Consider the following 14,000-nt stretch of genomic DNA (forward strand, 5'->3'; position numbering starts at 1 on the left):
GAGGTTGCATGACCCTCCGCCCTACAGGGCCGGGGTCTGGTTGAGGACTGCCGGGGTCTGGGCAGCGAGTTCCTTGAGTGGTTCACCGCTCAGCCGGCATACCGTCCACTCGTTCAGCAGCTCCACGCCGAGCGACTTGTAGAACTCGATCGTCGGTTCGTTCCAGGCCAGGACCCACCACTCGAAGCGCTCGTAGCCGTTCTGCTGACAGATCGCGGCCAGGGAGGCGAGGAGAGCCTTGCCGTGTCCTCCACCTCGGGCGTGCGACCGTACGTAGAGGTCCTCCAGGTGCATGCCGCGCGTGCCGGTCCAGGTCGAGAAGCGGGGGAACCACAGGGCATAGCCCACGGCCCGCCCCGTCTCGTCGTCCTCAGCGATCAGTGCGAAAGCAGCGGGATGTTCTCCGAACAGCGCGTCGCGGAGCTGCTCCTCGGTCGCTCGGGCCTGCTCAGCAGCCCGTTCGTACTCAGCGAGTTCGCGGATCATCGCGCGGATCTCCGCGATGTCGTCCACAGTGGCGGCCCGGATCATGCCGGAGATCATCGGCCACCGTACCGAGCCGTGTCCATCCGATTCCGCGCCTTCTCCCCGGCGTGAACCCGACCGTGGTCTTCGCCTCGTCGGCCCAGCTGCGGAACACGTCCGCAGCTGGGGCGACAAGAGCCTTGTGGCGCATCAACACGCTTGGCGATGCTGCCTCGATGATGACTTCCGTCGTTGCGTTCGTCGGTGCGGCTTTCCTGATCGCCGTGGTCCCAGGGCCAAGCACGGTCGTGATCCTGCGCCGAGCGGTGGTGAACGGCCGGAGGACCGGCATGGCCACGGTCATGGGTAACGAGTGCGGGGTACTGCTATGGGGCCTCGCCGCGGCCTTCGGTCTCTCCACCCTGCTGCTGGCCTCGCAGGTCGCCTACGACGTCATCCGGATTGCCGGCGCCGCGGTGCTGGTGTGGATGGGAGCGCGTGCCTTGTGGCAGGCGAGGCGAGCTAGCCAGCCGGATCAGGCACCAGCGGAAATAGCCGCGGTGTCGCTTCGGCGGGCGTACTGGCAGGGCCTCGTCACCAACTTCGCCAATCCGAAGGCCGGCGTGTTCGCCGTGTCCTTCCTGCCGCAGTTCGTGCCGCATGGAGCTCCTGTTCTTCCAACGCTGCTCGCCTTCTCGGTGATCTGGGCCGTGGTCGACTTGATCTGGTACCTACCGTTGGTCTGGCTGGCCGGACGTGTCGGAGGAGTGCTTCAGCGGCAGTCCGTTCGGCGCCGGATGGAACAGGTCTCCGGGGCGCTCTTGGTCGGGCTGGGGGTGCGTCTGGCTACCGAGTCTTAGAAGCCATTGCCAGTGCGGCGAGGTAGCCGGCCCAACTTTCCTGGCTGGCCCCCTCCCATGTCGGCGCGCCGAGAACACGCCGAGCGGCCGCCAGGTACTCAGCCCACGCCGTGGCCGCCTCAGCCGCTTCCCTGTCGTGCACCCCCCGGTGCCGGTCAGGATCTCCGCCGGTCCACAGCCGATGGTAGGCCCGGTCGTAGTCCCGCGAATGGGACGTCGGGGTCTCCAGATGATGCCGCTTCCCGGTGCGGGTCTGCACCGTGATCGGCCCCCAGTCGTTGGTGCGCCACTGGAAGTCGATCACCTGCCAGTCGAACTGGGCGAGCCAAGCGGGGTCGGGCTCATAGCCTCCGCCTGCTCCTGGCCAGACCTTCCGCCAGGCGACTTCGGTCAGCACGGCGAGCTCAGTCGCCAACTCCTCCGGTGTCGTGTGGACCTGGGGACCGGATACCGGTTCGCTGCTCACAACTGACAAGGAAATCAACTCCCTCGGTACAGGAGTCGCCTACGACGACCGATCCTCACGCTCGTCGCGGCCCCGTCACCATTATCGTCTACTAGACGATAATATCCAGATCATGAACAGCCCAGAACCGCAAACACCCTCGCCCTCCACCCCTCCCGAGGTGACGGATCCCGAACTGGCCCAGCGAGCGGCGGAACTGGCCGTCGGCTGGGTCTCCGCCGCGACCTCCCTGTCAAAGGACAGACAGGACCAGGGGTGGCAACTGGTCGCTCTTCAGCACTCCGGCTCCGGACACATGGAGATGTACGCCTGGGAGGCAGTCGAGACCTGGGAACGCCGACTGGCCGAGACGCTCGCGACGGCCGATGACTCCGCGGAAGGCCGCGCCCGAATCGCCAGGGCGAAGGAGGAGGCGGTCTCCCAGATGCGCGACATGCTCCTCTCCGGCATCCGCACAGCGGAACACCTCAACACCCGCCGAGAGGAAGCAGACCAGGTCGACCCCCGCGCCGACCTACGACGCTTCATCAGCCGCAACGAACGAACGCGGAACGAGCACGGCGAGCGGTTGAGCGGTGGGCGCCCAGGAAACCTGGCCACCCACCGCCGCTACAGCTCCACGGCCGGGCCGGCTTCCCCCGTCACTCCCTCCCCACGGCCATGATGCCGACGCATTCTTCGAGCGCCGCGTACAACGCCGGCACGAAGGCGGCAAGTTCGGCGTCCGACGCCTTCCCCGCCTCCAGTTGGATCCCGGTGGATTCGGCGAGCCGCCCCGCGACCGCCTCGAACTCCCCAGGGTCGATGATCTGTGAAGGCTCCGCACCACCGAACGCCGGCGGGGGCGGGGGTATCTCCTCCGTCATGCGGAACTCGAAACGGCGGGTTGCCCCGCACTGACCGCACGCGCCCTCGTACACCGCGACCAGGACGTCACCGTGCAGCTCCAGCCGGTGTCGACGATCGAAGCCGCCCGACCCTCACTCACAGCGACGCAGGTCCATATACAGATGCGCTTCGGCCGATGAGCGTGCAGTCAACATGGCATGACCCTAGGCGCTGTTGGGCTCGTTCGTCGGCCCTGATCGCGCATTGGAACGTGAACCGGGACCCAAGGACGTCGCCGGCCAGGCCGGAATTCAGCCCCGCTTCGCCCCCGTGATCGCCTCTCCGATGACGAAGCCCTTGGCAGGCCCTTCCGGGATGACGACCTCCGTGCCATAGGGGACACGGCGGATGTCGCTCCAGTCGGCCGCATCCGGGCGCGGCCCGGTGAAAAGCGTGACGGCGCCCTCACCGTCGTAGTCATCGATGATGCTGCCCATGTCGTCCTCGTCGCGGCACGGCTCCGTGTCCTCCGGAGCGACGAAGGCGTCCGGGATCCACGCCCTGCGGTTGTGGATCACATTCATGTCCTGATAGCAGGCGTATTCGCCGCCGTCCAGGAACTTGTCCAAGGCCCGTCGCACTCGATTGGCGATCAGGCTGTGCGAACGGCGGGCGGTGGGCGACAACTCGATGGCTCCCTCAATGATCTCAGCGCGGTAGCCCTCGGGTGGGTCCATGGCCTTCCACACCTGCCACAAGGCCTCGTCCAAGCTGGGTCCGTTCACGACTTCAGTCCCTGCCTCGGACATGGTCTCGGGCCTCTCATGTGCAAGAGCGGTCAAGGTGACCTCCTCCTCAAGTGTGGGCTGGGCGTGCACGGGGCACAAGCAGCGCCACCACGCTAGGTAGCCACACAGGTCCACCTGCGAAAACGCCCTCGCTTCACTCGAACTGGTGACGCAGAAAACGGCTCCCGCCGCAGCCCCCGCCTCGAACCACCGCCCTCCGCGAACCACCCTCCCCCCCTGCCCCGTCCACCCCGTACAACCATCCCCCCACCCCAACCGTCTGATCGTCGCCGGCGGTGTCCCCCGCCGACGACGATCGGCACCCCCCTCTGAAGGACCCCATGACCTCAGTCAGACGCTCGACGGCGGCCGCAGCCACCGTCGTCGTGTTCGCCGCCGCCGGCGGCCTGCTCACCGCGACCGTCACGACGGCGTCCGCCGCCGTGACGTGCGCCTCCCCCGCCTTCAAACGGCAGCTTTTCGCGAACACCACCTTCTCCGGCACCCCGAAGAAGACGGACTGCGACGCGAGGATCAGCGAGAACTGGGGCACCGGCGCCCCCGCCACCGGGCTACCAGCCAACAACTTCGGCGTCCGCTGGACCCTCACCCGCGACTTCGGCTCCGGCGGCCCCTTCACCCTCTCCACCTCCGGCCTCGACGGCATCCGCGTCCACCTCGACCCGGACACACCCGACGCCCGCAAGATCAACCTCTGGAAGAACGGCACCACGACCGTCTCCAAGACCCTCAACCTCACCATCCCCGCCGGCAAACACACCCTCCGCGTCGACTACGTCAACTGGACCGGCTCCGCCAAGGTCAACTTCACGTACACGCCCCGCACCTCCGCCACCGTCGACAAGATCGCCCCGCTCCCCCCGACCGCCCCGACCGTGACGTACGACAAGACCACCGGCAAAGCCAAGCTGACCTGGGCGAAGAACAAGGAGATGGACCTCGACGGCTACCGGGTCCTCCGTCGCCCCGCGACCAGTGACAGCTGGAAGAGACTGACCGATACGGCAGCCGGCTCCGCCGCGTACACCGACACCACCCTGGCGAAGACCGGTGAGACGTACGTGTACGAGATCCGCGCGTACGACAAGGCCGGCAACGAGTCGGCCGGCAGCGCGGACCGGTCGGTCACGACGGTCGACCGGACCCCGCCCCCCGTTCCCTCCCATGTCAAGGCGACCGATGGTCAGCCTGGGGTCACGCTGGCCTGGAACGCCGTGCCGGGCGCGGCGTACCACCTCGTCCACCGGCGCTGGGACGACGACGGCGGCGACAACCCCGTGGTCCAGGTGGCGAAGGTGACGTCCACCTCCTGGCTCGACACCACGGTGAAGGAGAACCTCGACTACAGCTACTGGGTCACCGCGGTCGACGAGGCAGGCAACAAGTCGGCGAAGTCGGCGGGCACCCCCGTCTCGCGGGGTGATCACGCCCCTTCCGCGCCCACCGGTCTGACCGCGACACCGCAACCGGCGGCCGGCATCGGGTTGACCTGGCAGGCTCCGAGGACTCCGATCGCCCAGGATCTGTCGCACTACCGGATCTACCGCGGCAACAGGCTCGTGGACACGGTGCGTTCCACGCAGACGTCGTTCGTGGACTCCGGCGTTCGACACGGCCTTTCGTACACCTACACGGTGACCGCGGTCGACTTCGCCGAGAACGAGTCCGCCGCCTCGGCGTCGGCCACGGCCGTGGCTCCCACGGCCGGCCTCGGCCCGGCGGCCGTCACCGGCCTGACCGGGGCCATCGTCGGTCAGGATGTCGAGCTGACATGGCGAAGCAACCCCGAGGCGGACGAGGTGGACCACTATGACGTCTACCGGGGCCAACTCGTCGACGGCACCTGGCAGTACGAGCTGTGGAACTCCGTGGACGAGGGATCGACGGACCCCGATGAACCCCTGAGTTATGTCCAGGAGTTGTACGGCTCTCGCGGCGAGACGGTCCGCTGGGCGGTCGTCGCCGTGGACATCCATCGCAACTCCCGCTTCGACACCGGCGAGGAGTTCTCGTACGTCACCCTGACGGAACCGGTCGGCTCACCGGACGCGTAACGCGCGCTCCCTACGAGCAGGCGGCCGATACCTGGGCACCCGGGGCCTCGGACCTCGTCCGGCACACACGCCCCACGGGCCCCGTACAACCAATCCCCCACCTCAGCTGTCTGATCGTCGGCGGTAGTGTCCCTGACCGCTGACGATCAGGCACCAGGCGTCCCACACAGGCACCGGCGCAGAAGGACCAAGGACCCAAGTGATCCCGAAAACCCCAGTCAGACGTACGGCCGGCGCGACCGCCGTCGTGCTCGCCACCGCTGGTGGACTGCTCACCGCGACCTCCGCGCCCGCGTCCGCCGCCGTGACCTGCACCTCCCCCGTCTTCAAGCGGCAGCTCTTCGCCAACACCACCTTCTCCGGCACCCCGAAGAAGACGGACTGCGACAGCGCGATCGACCAGAACTGGGGCACCGGCGCACCCGCCACCGGACTCCCGACCAACAACTTCGGCGTCCGCTGGACCGTCACCCGGGACTTCGGGTCCGGCGGCCCGTTCACGCTCTCCGTCTCCGGCCTGGACGGCATCCGCGTCTACCTCGACCCGGGCACACCCGACGCCCGCAAGATCAACCTCTGGAAGAACGGCACCACCACCGTCTCCAAAACCCTCAACCTCACCATCCCCTCCGGCAAGCACACCCTCCGCGTCGACTACGTCAACTGGACCGGCTCCGCCAAGGTCAAGTTCACCTACACGCCCCGCACCTCCGCCACCGTCGACACGGTCAAGCCCCTTGTCCCGAGCGGGACTTCGGCTTCGTACGACTCGGAGACGGGCAAGGCCAAGCTGACCTGGGCGAAGAACCAGGAGATGGACCTCGCCGGGTACAAGGTCTACCGGCGGCTCAAGGGCGCTTCGTTCGGCAGCACGCCGCTCGCGACGACCACCTCCACCTCGTACACCGACACCGGGCTGCCGAAGTCGGGCGCGGCGTACTACTACGAGGTCCGCGCCTACGACAAGGCGGGCAACGCGTCGACCGGCACGGCCGATCAGCTGGTCACCACGGTGGACCGGATCGCGCCGACCGTCTGGGATCTGAAGGTCAGCGGTGAGTCCGCCCTCTACGGGGTGTCGCTCTGGTGGATGTCCGAGGGGGCCGAGACGAACCGGCTGCTGAGGTCCGCCTCGCCCGACGGGCCGTTCGAGGAGGTCAAGGGCCCCTGGGGCAACTCGGCGACCGATGCCACCGCCCCGTACGGTGAGACCTCGTACTACAAGGTCGCGGTGTCGGACGCGGCGGGCAACACCGCGTACTCGTCGGTGGTGTCGATCGCCAGGCCGCTCGCGGTGCCGTACCTCTGGAAGACGGAGAACCGGCCGGAGGACGGCGGCGGCGTCGATCTGCGCTGGGACGTGTCCCCGCACGCGCCCACCACGTTCCGGGTCCACCGCGAGGAACGCCGCTTCGACGACGCCACCGGCACGTTCGACGTCGTCGACTCCCGGGTGGTGCCCTGCGAGCCGACGCTCGTCGACACCGCCTATGGCACCAAGTACAGCTACACCTGCACCGACACCACGGTCGTGCCCAGCCCCAACGACGGGTTCTACGTGTACTGGGTGACGACCGTCGACGCGCTCGGCCGGGAGTCGGGCCCCTCGCAGACCATCTTCCACGGCTACGGCGACGGCACCGCCCCGCCGCTCGTCACCGGGTTCACGGCCACCGCCACCGAGTACGGCACGGTCCTGGACTGGGACGACAGCCCGGTCACCGACCTCGCCGAGTACAACGTGTTCCGGCTCAGCACGGTGGACGACGGGACCGAGTACACGCATGTGGGCACGGTCAAGGCGGGCACCAGCCGGCTCGTCGACTCGGCGAACCTCCAGGACGGCGAGCACCACACGTACTTCGTGGACGCGGTGGACACCTCGGGCAACTCCAACTACACGTCGGCCGACAAGATGGTGTCCACGACCGTCACCGAGCTCGACCTGCGTCCCACCGTGGCGACCCCCGCGGACTGGCTGGTCAGCGTGAACGCCGAGGCCGACGGCGGGGCCGGGGTCGACCTCACCTGGAAGCTGTCCAGCGAGTCCGACGGGACGGACATCACCGGCTACCGGGTGTACCGGTGGAACCCGGCCACCGCCGCCTACGAGCCCCTGACCGCCGACCCGGTGACCGGCACGTCGTACACCGACACCACGGCCGCCGCCGGCACCACCCACTTCTACTGGGTGACCGCCCTGCACGCCGACGGCACCGAATCGGCCCCCGGCGACGCCTGGGCGGCCCTGGCCCCCTGAGCACAGGGAAGGGCCCGGAGGTTCGTGCGAACCTCCGGGCCCCTTCCCGTACTTGACGATCCGCCAGTCGGACGGCTGTGACCGTCAGTCGGACGACGGCTGCCGCCCCTTCGGCCGCCACACCACCAGCGCGCTGCTCTGCTGCACTTCCTGGTACGGCACCAGATCGCGCCGGTACGACGCGTGGACCGCCGCCTCGCGCTGGCGCATGGCCGCGGCGGCGCCGTCGAGCGCGGCCTCCATCTCCGCCACCCTCGACTGGAGCGCGGCGACCTGGTTCTCCAGCTCGATGATGCGCTTGATGCCGGCCAGGTTGATGCCCTCGTCCTGCGACAACTGCTGGACCGTGCGCAGCAGTTCGATGTCACGGGCCGAGTAGCGACGGCCGCGCCCGGCGGTACGGTCCGGGGAGACCAGTCCGAGACGGTCGTACTGGCGCAGGGTCTGCGGGTGCAGACCGGAGAGCTGGGCGGCCACCGAGATGACGTACACCGGTGTCTCTTCCGTCAGCTCGTAAGCCCGGTTACCGAATGAGTTCTGCCTACGGCGGCCGTCCATCACCTTCATGCTCCCTTCGCGGCCTGGAACAGCTCCGCTCGCGGGTCCTCGCCCGCGGTCGCCTCGCGATACGCCTCCAGCGCGTCACGAGCCTTCCCCGACAGGTCCTTCGGGACACTCACCTCGACCGTGATCAGCAGGTCCCCTCGGGTGCCGTCCTTGCGGAAGGCGCCCTTGCCCCGGGCCCGCATCGTACGGCCGTTGGGGGTGCCCGGGGGCAGTTTCAGGGTGACCGGCGGTCCGCCCAGGGTCGGGACCCGGACCTCTCCGCCGAGCGCCGCCTCCGGGTACGTCACCGGGACGGTCACCGTGAGGTTGTCGTCCTTGCGGCCGAAGACCGGGTGCGGGTCGACGTGCACGACGACGTACAGGTCGCCCGCCGGGCCGCCCCGTTCGCCGGGGGCGCCCTTGCCGCGCAGCCGGATCCGCTGGCCGTCGGAGACGCCCGCCGGGATCCGGACCTGCATGGTGCGGGAGGACTTGGCCCGGCCCGAGCCCTTGCAGATGTCGCAGGGGTGCTCGGCGATCAGGCCGCGGCCCTTGCAGTCCGGGCAGGGGTCCGTCAGGGAGAAACCGCCGCCGGAGCCCCGCGCGACCTGGCCGGTGCCGACGCACGTCGGGCACACGCGGGGCGTGCCGTTGGCGTCGCCGGTGCCCGAACATGCCTTGCAGGGCGACTGCGAGGACATCCGCAGGGGCACGGTGGCGCCCTCGATGGCCTCGGTGAAGCTCAGGGTGACCTCGGACTCGATGTCCTGGCCGCGCCGGGGCTGCACCCGCGTGGTGCCGGAGCTGCCCCGGTTGAACAGGCCGCCGAAGACATCGCCGATGCCCCCGCCGAAGCCGCCCGCCTGTCCCCCGCCCTGGGCGCCGCCTCCGAAGAGGTCGCCCAGGTCGAAGTTGAACGAGCCGCCGGCGCCGGGTCCGGGGCGGAAGCCGCCGTTGCCGAAGAGGGCGCGGGCCTCGTCGTACTCCTTGCGCTTCTTGGGGTCGCCGAGGATGTCGTTGGCCTCGGAGATCTCCTTGAAGCGCTCCTCGGCCCTGGTGTTCCCCTTGTTGGCGTCCGGGTGGAACTCACGGGCGAGCTTGCGGTACGCCTTCTTGATCTCGGCCTCGGTGGCGTCCTTGGGGACGCCGAGGACCTTGTAGTAGTCCTTCTCGATGAAGTCCTTGGTACTCATCCGCGACGTCCCTCCTTCCGCTCACCGTGCACACCGCCGCGCACCTCACCGGGTACGCCGTCGGCGTCAGCCCTCGTCCGGGCCACCGCTCTCCTTGTCGTCGGCCGCCGCCGCCTGCTCCTCGGAGCCCTCGGCCTTGACGGGCTGCGCACCCGGCTGCGGCTCGGCCACGGCCACCCGCGCGGGGCGGATGGTGCGCTCGCCGATGCGATACCCCGGCTGGAGAATCGCCACGCACGTCGTCTCGGTGACGTCGGGCGCGTAACTGTGCATCAGGGCCTCGTGGATCGTCGGGTCGAAGGGCTCGCCCTCCTTGCCGAACTGTTGCAGGCCCATCTTCGCCGCGACGGTCTCCAGGGACTCGGCGACGGACTTGAAGCCGCCGACGAGTTCGCCGTGCTCCCGCGCGCGCCCGATGTCGTCGAGCACGGGCAGGAGTTCGGTGAGGAGGTTCGCGATGGCGATCTCCTTGACCGTGATCCGGTCGCGCTCGACCCGGCGACGGTAGTTCTGGTACTCGGCCTGGAGGCGCTGGAGGTCCGCCGTGCGCTCACCGAGCGCCGTACGCACCTGGTCCAGCTGCGCCGTCAGACCGGCCACCTGGGCCGTCGCTGCCGCGTCCCCGGCCGGGGCCGCCCCCTCCTGGGGGGCGGCCTTCGACTCGGCGTCCTCGGAGCCGGAGGGGACATCAGGCTGCTGCGGCTGAGCCGACTGCGGCTGCTGCTCGTCGAAGCCCGGGGTCTCCTCCGTCACGCGGCACCGTCCTTCCGGTCCTCGTCGACGATCTCGGCGTCGACGACGTCATCGTCGGCCTTGGCGTCACCGGCGCCGGCGCCGGCCTCGCCGCCCGCGGCCTGCGCGGCCTGGGCGTCGGCGTAGAGGGCCTGGCCGAGCTTCTGCGAGACGGCCGCGACCTTCTCGGTGGCCGTGCGGATCTCGGCGGTGTCCTCGCCCTTGAGCACTTCCTTCAGCTCGGCGACGGAGGCCTCGACCTCGGTCTTGATGTCACCGGGGACCTTGTCCTCGTTGTCCTTGAGGAACTTCTCGGTCTGGTAGACGAGCTGCTCGCCCTGGTTGCGGGTCTCGGCGGCCTCGCGGCGGCGGTGGTCCTCCTCCGCGTACTGCTCGGCCTCCTGGCGCATCCGGTCGACCTCGTCCTTCGGCAGCGAGGAGCCGCCGGTGACGGTCATCTTCTGCTCCTTGCCCGTGCCCAGGTCCTTCGCGGTCACGTGCATGATGCCGTTGGCGTCGATGTCGAAGGAGACCTCGATCTGCGGGACGCCGCGGGGCGCCGGCGGCAGACCGGTCAGCTCGAACATCCCGAGCTTCTTGTTGTACGCCGCGATCTCGCGCTCGCCCTGGTAGACCTGGATCTGCACGGACGGCTGGTTGTCCTCGGCGGTGGTGAAGATCTCGGACCGCTTGGTCGGGATCGTCGTGTTCCGCTCGATGAGCTTGGTCATGATGCCGCCCTTGGTCTCGATACCGAGGGACAGCGGGGTGACGTCGAGGAGCAGGACGTCCTTGACCTCGCCCTTGAGGACACCGGCCTGGAGGGAGGCGCCGATGGCGACGACCTCGTCCGGGTTCACACCCTTGTTGGCCTCCTTGCCGCCGGTCAGCTCCTTGACGAGCTCGGCGACGGCGGGCATACGGGTGGAGCCACCGACGAGAACGACGTGGTCGATCTCGGAGAGGGCGATGCCGGCGTCCTTGATGACGTTGTGGAACGGCGTCTTGCAGCGCTCCAGCAGGTCGGCCGTCAGCTGCTGGAACTGGGCGCGGGTGAGCTTCTCGTCCAGGTGCAGCGGGCCCTCGGCGGAGGCCGTGATGTAAGGCAGGTTGATCGAGGTCTCGGTGGAGGAGGACAGCTCGATCTTGGCCTTCTCGGCGGCCTCGCGGAGGCGCTGGAGGGCCATCTTGTCCTTGGCGAGGTCCACGCCGTGGCCGGCGCGGAACTGCTGCACCAGGTAGTCGACGACGCGCTGGTCCCAGTCGTCACCACCGAGGTGGTTGTCACCGTTGGTGGCCTTCACCTCGACGACGCCGTCACCGATCTCCAGGAGCGACACGTCGAAGGTGCCGCCACCGAGGTCGAAGACGAGGATCGTCTGGTCGTCCTTGTCGAGGCCGTAGGCGAGGGCGGCGGCGGTGGGCTCGTTGACGATGCGCAGGACGTTCAGACCCGCGATCTCACCGGCCTCCTTCGTCGCCTGACGCTCGGAGTCGTTGAAGTACGCCGGGACGGTGATGACCGCGTCCGCGACCTTCTCGCCCAGGTAGGCCTCGGCGTCGCGCTTCAGCTTCTGCAGGATGAAGGCACTCATCTGCTGCGGGTTGAAGTGCTTCCCGTCGAGCTCGATCTTCCAGTCCGTGCCCATGTGACGCTTGACGGACCGGATGGTCCGGTCCACGTTCGTGACCGCCTGGCGCTTGGCTACCTCGCCGACGAGCACCTCACCGTTCTTGGCGAAGGCGACGACGGACGGCGTGGTCCTGGCGCCCTCTGCGTTGGTGATGACGGTGGGCTCGCCGCCTTCAAGAACGCTGACGACGGAGTTAGTCGTGCCCAGGTCGATGCCGACCGCACGTGCCATTTCAATTCCTCCAACAATGACTTGAGTGGAACGGACTCAAGTGTGCATGACGCCCCTCGATGGGTCAACAGACCTGAGTGGAGGGGGCTCAACTCTTATGTTTTCCTTATACGCAACTGCCTGCTGACCTGCACGTATGCGGCCAACCTGGGAGGCGCACCTCCGTACGGGAGTGACGTGCGGGGGTGGGGCGACGGGCCGCCGAGGGGCACGCGATGGGTGACGGGCGACGGGTGGCCGAGCGGCGGGCGACGGGGAGCGCCAGGGAACTCACGGGCCGCACCCGACGCCCTCAGGCCCGCCAGAACCCGACGCCCCTCAGGGGCGCGGGGAAGTGCGCGAGAACCCCCACCGGCCCGGCGGCCGAAACTCAGCCAACCGGGAGGGCCGCCAGCCGGGGCGCCGGGCGCCCCCGTCGATACCCGGACACAGCCCGTACGCCCGTCGATGCGCAGGCGCACCCCGTACGCCCGTCGATGCCCATGCCCAGCCCGTGACGCAACGCCGACTCGCCAACCCCCCGTCCATCACACCCGCACCCGCCCCCTTCGCCCCACCTCTCGCCCCGAGCAGCCACCCCCTCGCCCGCCAGCCGCCCCACGGCCGCCCGGGGCCCACGCGCAGCCAGCCCAACCGGCATCCCACCCCATCCCACCCGGCCCCAGCCCTACCCCACCCACCCCCTCCTCCCCAGTTCCGCCGCCTCCTGTTCCCTGAAGCGGTCGGGGCGGGGCGGTGGGCCGGGGGCGCGGCCCCCGGGGATGGGGCGGCGGCGGGTGAGCGGGGCTGGGGCGCGGCGGGCACCCGTGGGGACAGGGCGGGGGACGCGCACGGAGGTCGTGGGGCCCGGCCTCGTCGCAGGCGGCGGGACGAAGAGCATGCCGAGGACGACCAGGGCCGTCACCCCCGCCACCCACCACGCGGTGCGCGGCTGCGTCCACAGCATGTGGATGGCGAGCCCCACGCCCGTGGACCCAGCGGCCGCGACCCCCATCATCACCACCACCCCCGGCGGCGTGAGCCCGATCCGCCGCAGCCGGTGGGCGAGATGGTCGGGCCCGCCCCGCCACAGCTCCCGCCCCGCCCGCTTCCGCGAGACCAGGACGAGCACCACGTCGGCGGTGGCCACGGCCGTGAGGGCGAAGGGCGCCCCCACCCCGGCCCCGTATCCGACGGCGTACACATGGAGCACACCCCCCGCGAGCAGGAAGCCCACGAACAGTGCCCCGCACGTGCCGAGCACGACGCGCGCGGGCGGCCAGTTGTGCATCAGGAACCCGGTGAGCGCCGCGGCCAGCACGCTGAACAGCGCGGCCAGCCCGTCCATGACCTCGGCCGCCGCGCACCCGCTCAACGCGAACGCGGTGACCGCTCCGACCACACCGAGCACCCCGTCGGACCGCCCCATCCCCTTGAACCCGTGCACCACGAGGACGATCCAGACGACCCCCGTCGCCCCGCCCAGCACGCCGAGTTCGCGGTACGGCACGACCAGCGCCGCGCCGACGAGCACGGCCGCGGCCCGCACCACGGCCGGAAGCCGCCACACATCACCGACGAGCCCGAACACCCCGAGCCCGGCCCCGACGACGATCAGCCATCCGGCCTCGCGCCCGAGCGGAGCGACGCCGCTCCACTCCCCCACCCACGCCACGGCCCCCACCCCGCCCATCACCGCGAGGCCCCCGAGCAACGGCACCCGCCGCCCCCGCCGGCGCTCCGCGATCCCCAGCCGCAGCGCGGGCACGCGGACGGCCGCCGAGAGCACGGCGGTCAGCAAAAGGGCGGAGGCGGCAGCGAGGATTCCGTACAGCACGGATCCACGTTAGGGGGGAGTGTCACAATTTCTTACGAATAACACGATCGTTTTGAAACAGCACGATCACCCCGGAACGCGACAGGCCGGTACTCAGGCAACCCTC

13 protein-coding genes are annotated in these 14,000 nt (G+C 69.5%); 4 read left to right on the forward strand and 9 right to left on the reverse strand.

Annotated features, from left to right (window positions below; translation table 11 throughout):
- Nucleotides 1–21: 21 nt before the first annotated feature.
- Complete coding sequence (locus tag ACZ52C_RS09645; protein WP_469074205.1) at nt 22–531, reverse strand: GNAT family N-acetyltransferase; 510 nt, start codon at nt 529–531, stop codon at nt 22–24.
- Between the two features lie 170 nt (nt 532–701).
- On the opposite strand from ACZ52C_RS09645, the gene ACZ52C_RS09650 reads away from it, so the two are divergent.
- The gene (locus tag ACZ52C_RS09650; protein ID WP_469074778.1) at nt 702–1,325 is read left to right on the forward strand and encodes a LysE family translocator; all 624 of its coding nucleotides are present in this window, start codon (nt 702–704) and stop codon (nt 1,323–1,325) included.
- Here ACZ52C_RS09650 and ACZ52C_RS09655 read toward each other — a convergent pair.
- Entirely contained in the window at nt 1,312–1,791 is a 480-nt protein-coding gene (locus tag ACZ52C_RS09655; protein ID WP_469074206.1) for a hypothetical protein, read from the reverse strand. The genes ACZ52C_RS09650 and ACZ52C_RS09655 overlap by 14 nt on opposite strands.
- A gap of 112 nt (nt 1,792–1,903) precedes the next feature.
- On the opposite strand from ACZ52C_RS09655, the gene ACZ52C_RS09660 reads away from it, so the two are divergent.
- A complete protein-coding gene (locus ACZ52C_RS09660; protein WP_469074207.1) occupies nt 1,904–2,455 on the forward strand; it encodes a hypothetical protein in 552 nt (183 codons plus the stop codon).
- Here ACZ52C_RS09660 and ACZ52C_RS09665 read toward each other — a convergent pair.
- Both ACZ52C_RS09665 and ACZ52C_RS09670 read right to left on the reverse strand, forming a co-directional pair.
- Complete coding sequence (locus ACZ52C_RS09665) at nt 2,433–2,657, reverse strand: hypothetical protein (protein WP_469074208.1); 225 nt, start codon at nt 2,655–2,657, stop codon at nt 2,433–2,435. The genes ACZ52C_RS09660 and ACZ52C_RS09665 overlap by 23 nt on opposite strands.
- Before the next feature lie 273 nt (nt 2,658–2,930).
- Nucleotides 2,931–3,404, reverse strand: coding sequence for a Uma2 family endonuclease (locus tag ACZ52C_RS09670; RefSeq protein WP_469074209.1), 474 nt, complete (start codon nt 3,402–3,404; stop codon nt 2,931–2,933).
- 344 nt (nt 3,405–3,748) lie between these two features.
- Between ACZ52C_RS09670 and ACZ52C_RS09675 the strand changes: the two genes are divergently transcribed.
- Both ACZ52C_RS09675 and ACZ52C_RS09680 read left to right on the forward strand, forming a co-directional pair.
- The gene (locus ACZ52C_RS09675) at nt 3,749–5,482 is read left to right on the forward strand and encodes a fibronectin type III domain-containing protein (RefSeq protein ID WP_469074210.1); all 1,734 of its coding nucleotides are present in this window, start codon (nt 3,749–3,751) and stop codon (nt 5,480–5,482) included.
- A gap of 199 nt (nt 5,483–5,681) precedes the next feature.
- On the forward strand, nt 5,682–7,742 hold the full coding sequence (locus ACZ52C_RS09680; RefSeq protein ID WP_469074211.1) for a PA14 domain-containing protein: 2,061 nt from the start codon (nt 5,682–5,684) through the stop codon (nt 7,740–7,742).
- Between the two features lie 84 nt (nt 7,743–7,826).
- Here ACZ52C_RS09680 and ACZ52C_RS09685 read toward each other — a convergent pair whose 3' ends face one another.
- The 5 genes from ACZ52C_RS09685 to ACZ52C_RS09705 form a co-directional block, all read right to left on the reverse strand.
- Nucleotides 7,827–8,300, reverse strand: a complete 474-nt coding sequence (locus tag ACZ52C_RS09685) for a heat shock protein transcriptional repressor HspR (protein ID WP_078853486.1) — start codon at nt 8,298–8,300, stop codon at nt 7,827–7,829.
- 5 nt (nt 8,301–8,305) lie between these two features.
- Nucleotides 8,306–9,481 (reverse strand): molecular chaperone DnaJ, encoded by a 1,176-nt coding sequence (dnaJ, locus tag ACZ52C_RS09690; RefSeq protein ID WP_086797041.1) that lies wholly within the window; start codon nt 9,479–9,481, stop codon nt 8,306–8,308.
- A gap of 66 nt (nt 9,482–9,547) precedes the next feature.
- A complete protein-coding gene (gene grpE, locus ACZ52C_RS09695) occupies nt 9,548–10,234 on the reverse strand; it encodes a nucleotide exchange factor GrpE (protein WP_469074212.1) in 687 nt (228 codons plus the stop codon).
- Entirely contained in the window at nt 10,231–12,078 is a 1,848-nt protein-coding gene (gene dnaK, locus ACZ52C_RS09700; protein ID WP_033524480.1) for a molecular chaperone DnaK, read from the reverse strand. The genes grpE and dnaK overlap by 4 nt, the downstream gene beginning before the upstream one ends.
- 667 nt (nt 12,079–12,745) lie before the next feature.
- Nucleotides 12,746–13,894: an MraY family glycosyltransferase gene (locus ACZ52C_RS09705; protein ID WP_469074213.1), complete on the reverse strand. Its 1,149-nt coding sequence runs from the start codon at nt 13,892–13,894 to the stop codon at nt 12,746–12,748.
- Between the last annotated feature and the right edge of the window lie 106 nt (nt 13,895–14,000).

The sequence above is a fragment of the Streptomyces sp. NPDC034049 genome (genome assembly GCF_055575575.1).

Coding starts and splice junctions, on each gene's coding strand:
- ACZ52C_RS09645 (WP_469074205.1), bottom strand. CDS start 531: ATGATCCGGGCCGCCACTGTGGACGACATCGCGGAGATCCGCGCGATG.
- ACZ52C_RS09650 (WP_469074778.1), top strand. CDS start 702: ATGATGACTTCCGTCGTTGCGTTCGTCGGTGCGGCTTTCCTGATCGCC.
- ACZ52C_RS09660 (WP_469074207.1), top strand. CDS start 1,904: ATGAACAGCCCAGAACCGCAAACACCCTCGCCCTCCACCCCTCCCGAG.
- ACZ52C_RS09665 (WP_469074208.1), bottom strand. CDS start 2,657: ATGACGGAGGAGATACCCCCGCCCCCGCCGGCGTTCGGTGGTGCGGAG.
- ACZ52C_RS09675 (WP_469074210.1), top strand. CDS start 3,749: ATGACCTCAGTCAGACGCTCGACGGCGGCCGCAGCCACCGTCGTCGTG.
- ACZ52C_RS09685 (WP_078853486.1), bottom strand. CDS start 8,300: ATGGACGGCCGCCGTAGGCAGAACTCATTCGGTAACCGGGCTTACGAG.
- dnaJ (WP_086797041.1), bottom strand. CDS start 9,481: ATGAGTACCAAGGACTTCATCGAGAAGGACTACTACAAGGTCCTCGGC.
- dnaK (WP_033524480.1), bottom strand. CDS start 12,078: ATGGCACGTGCGGTCGGCATCGACCTGGGCACGACTAACTCCGTCGTC.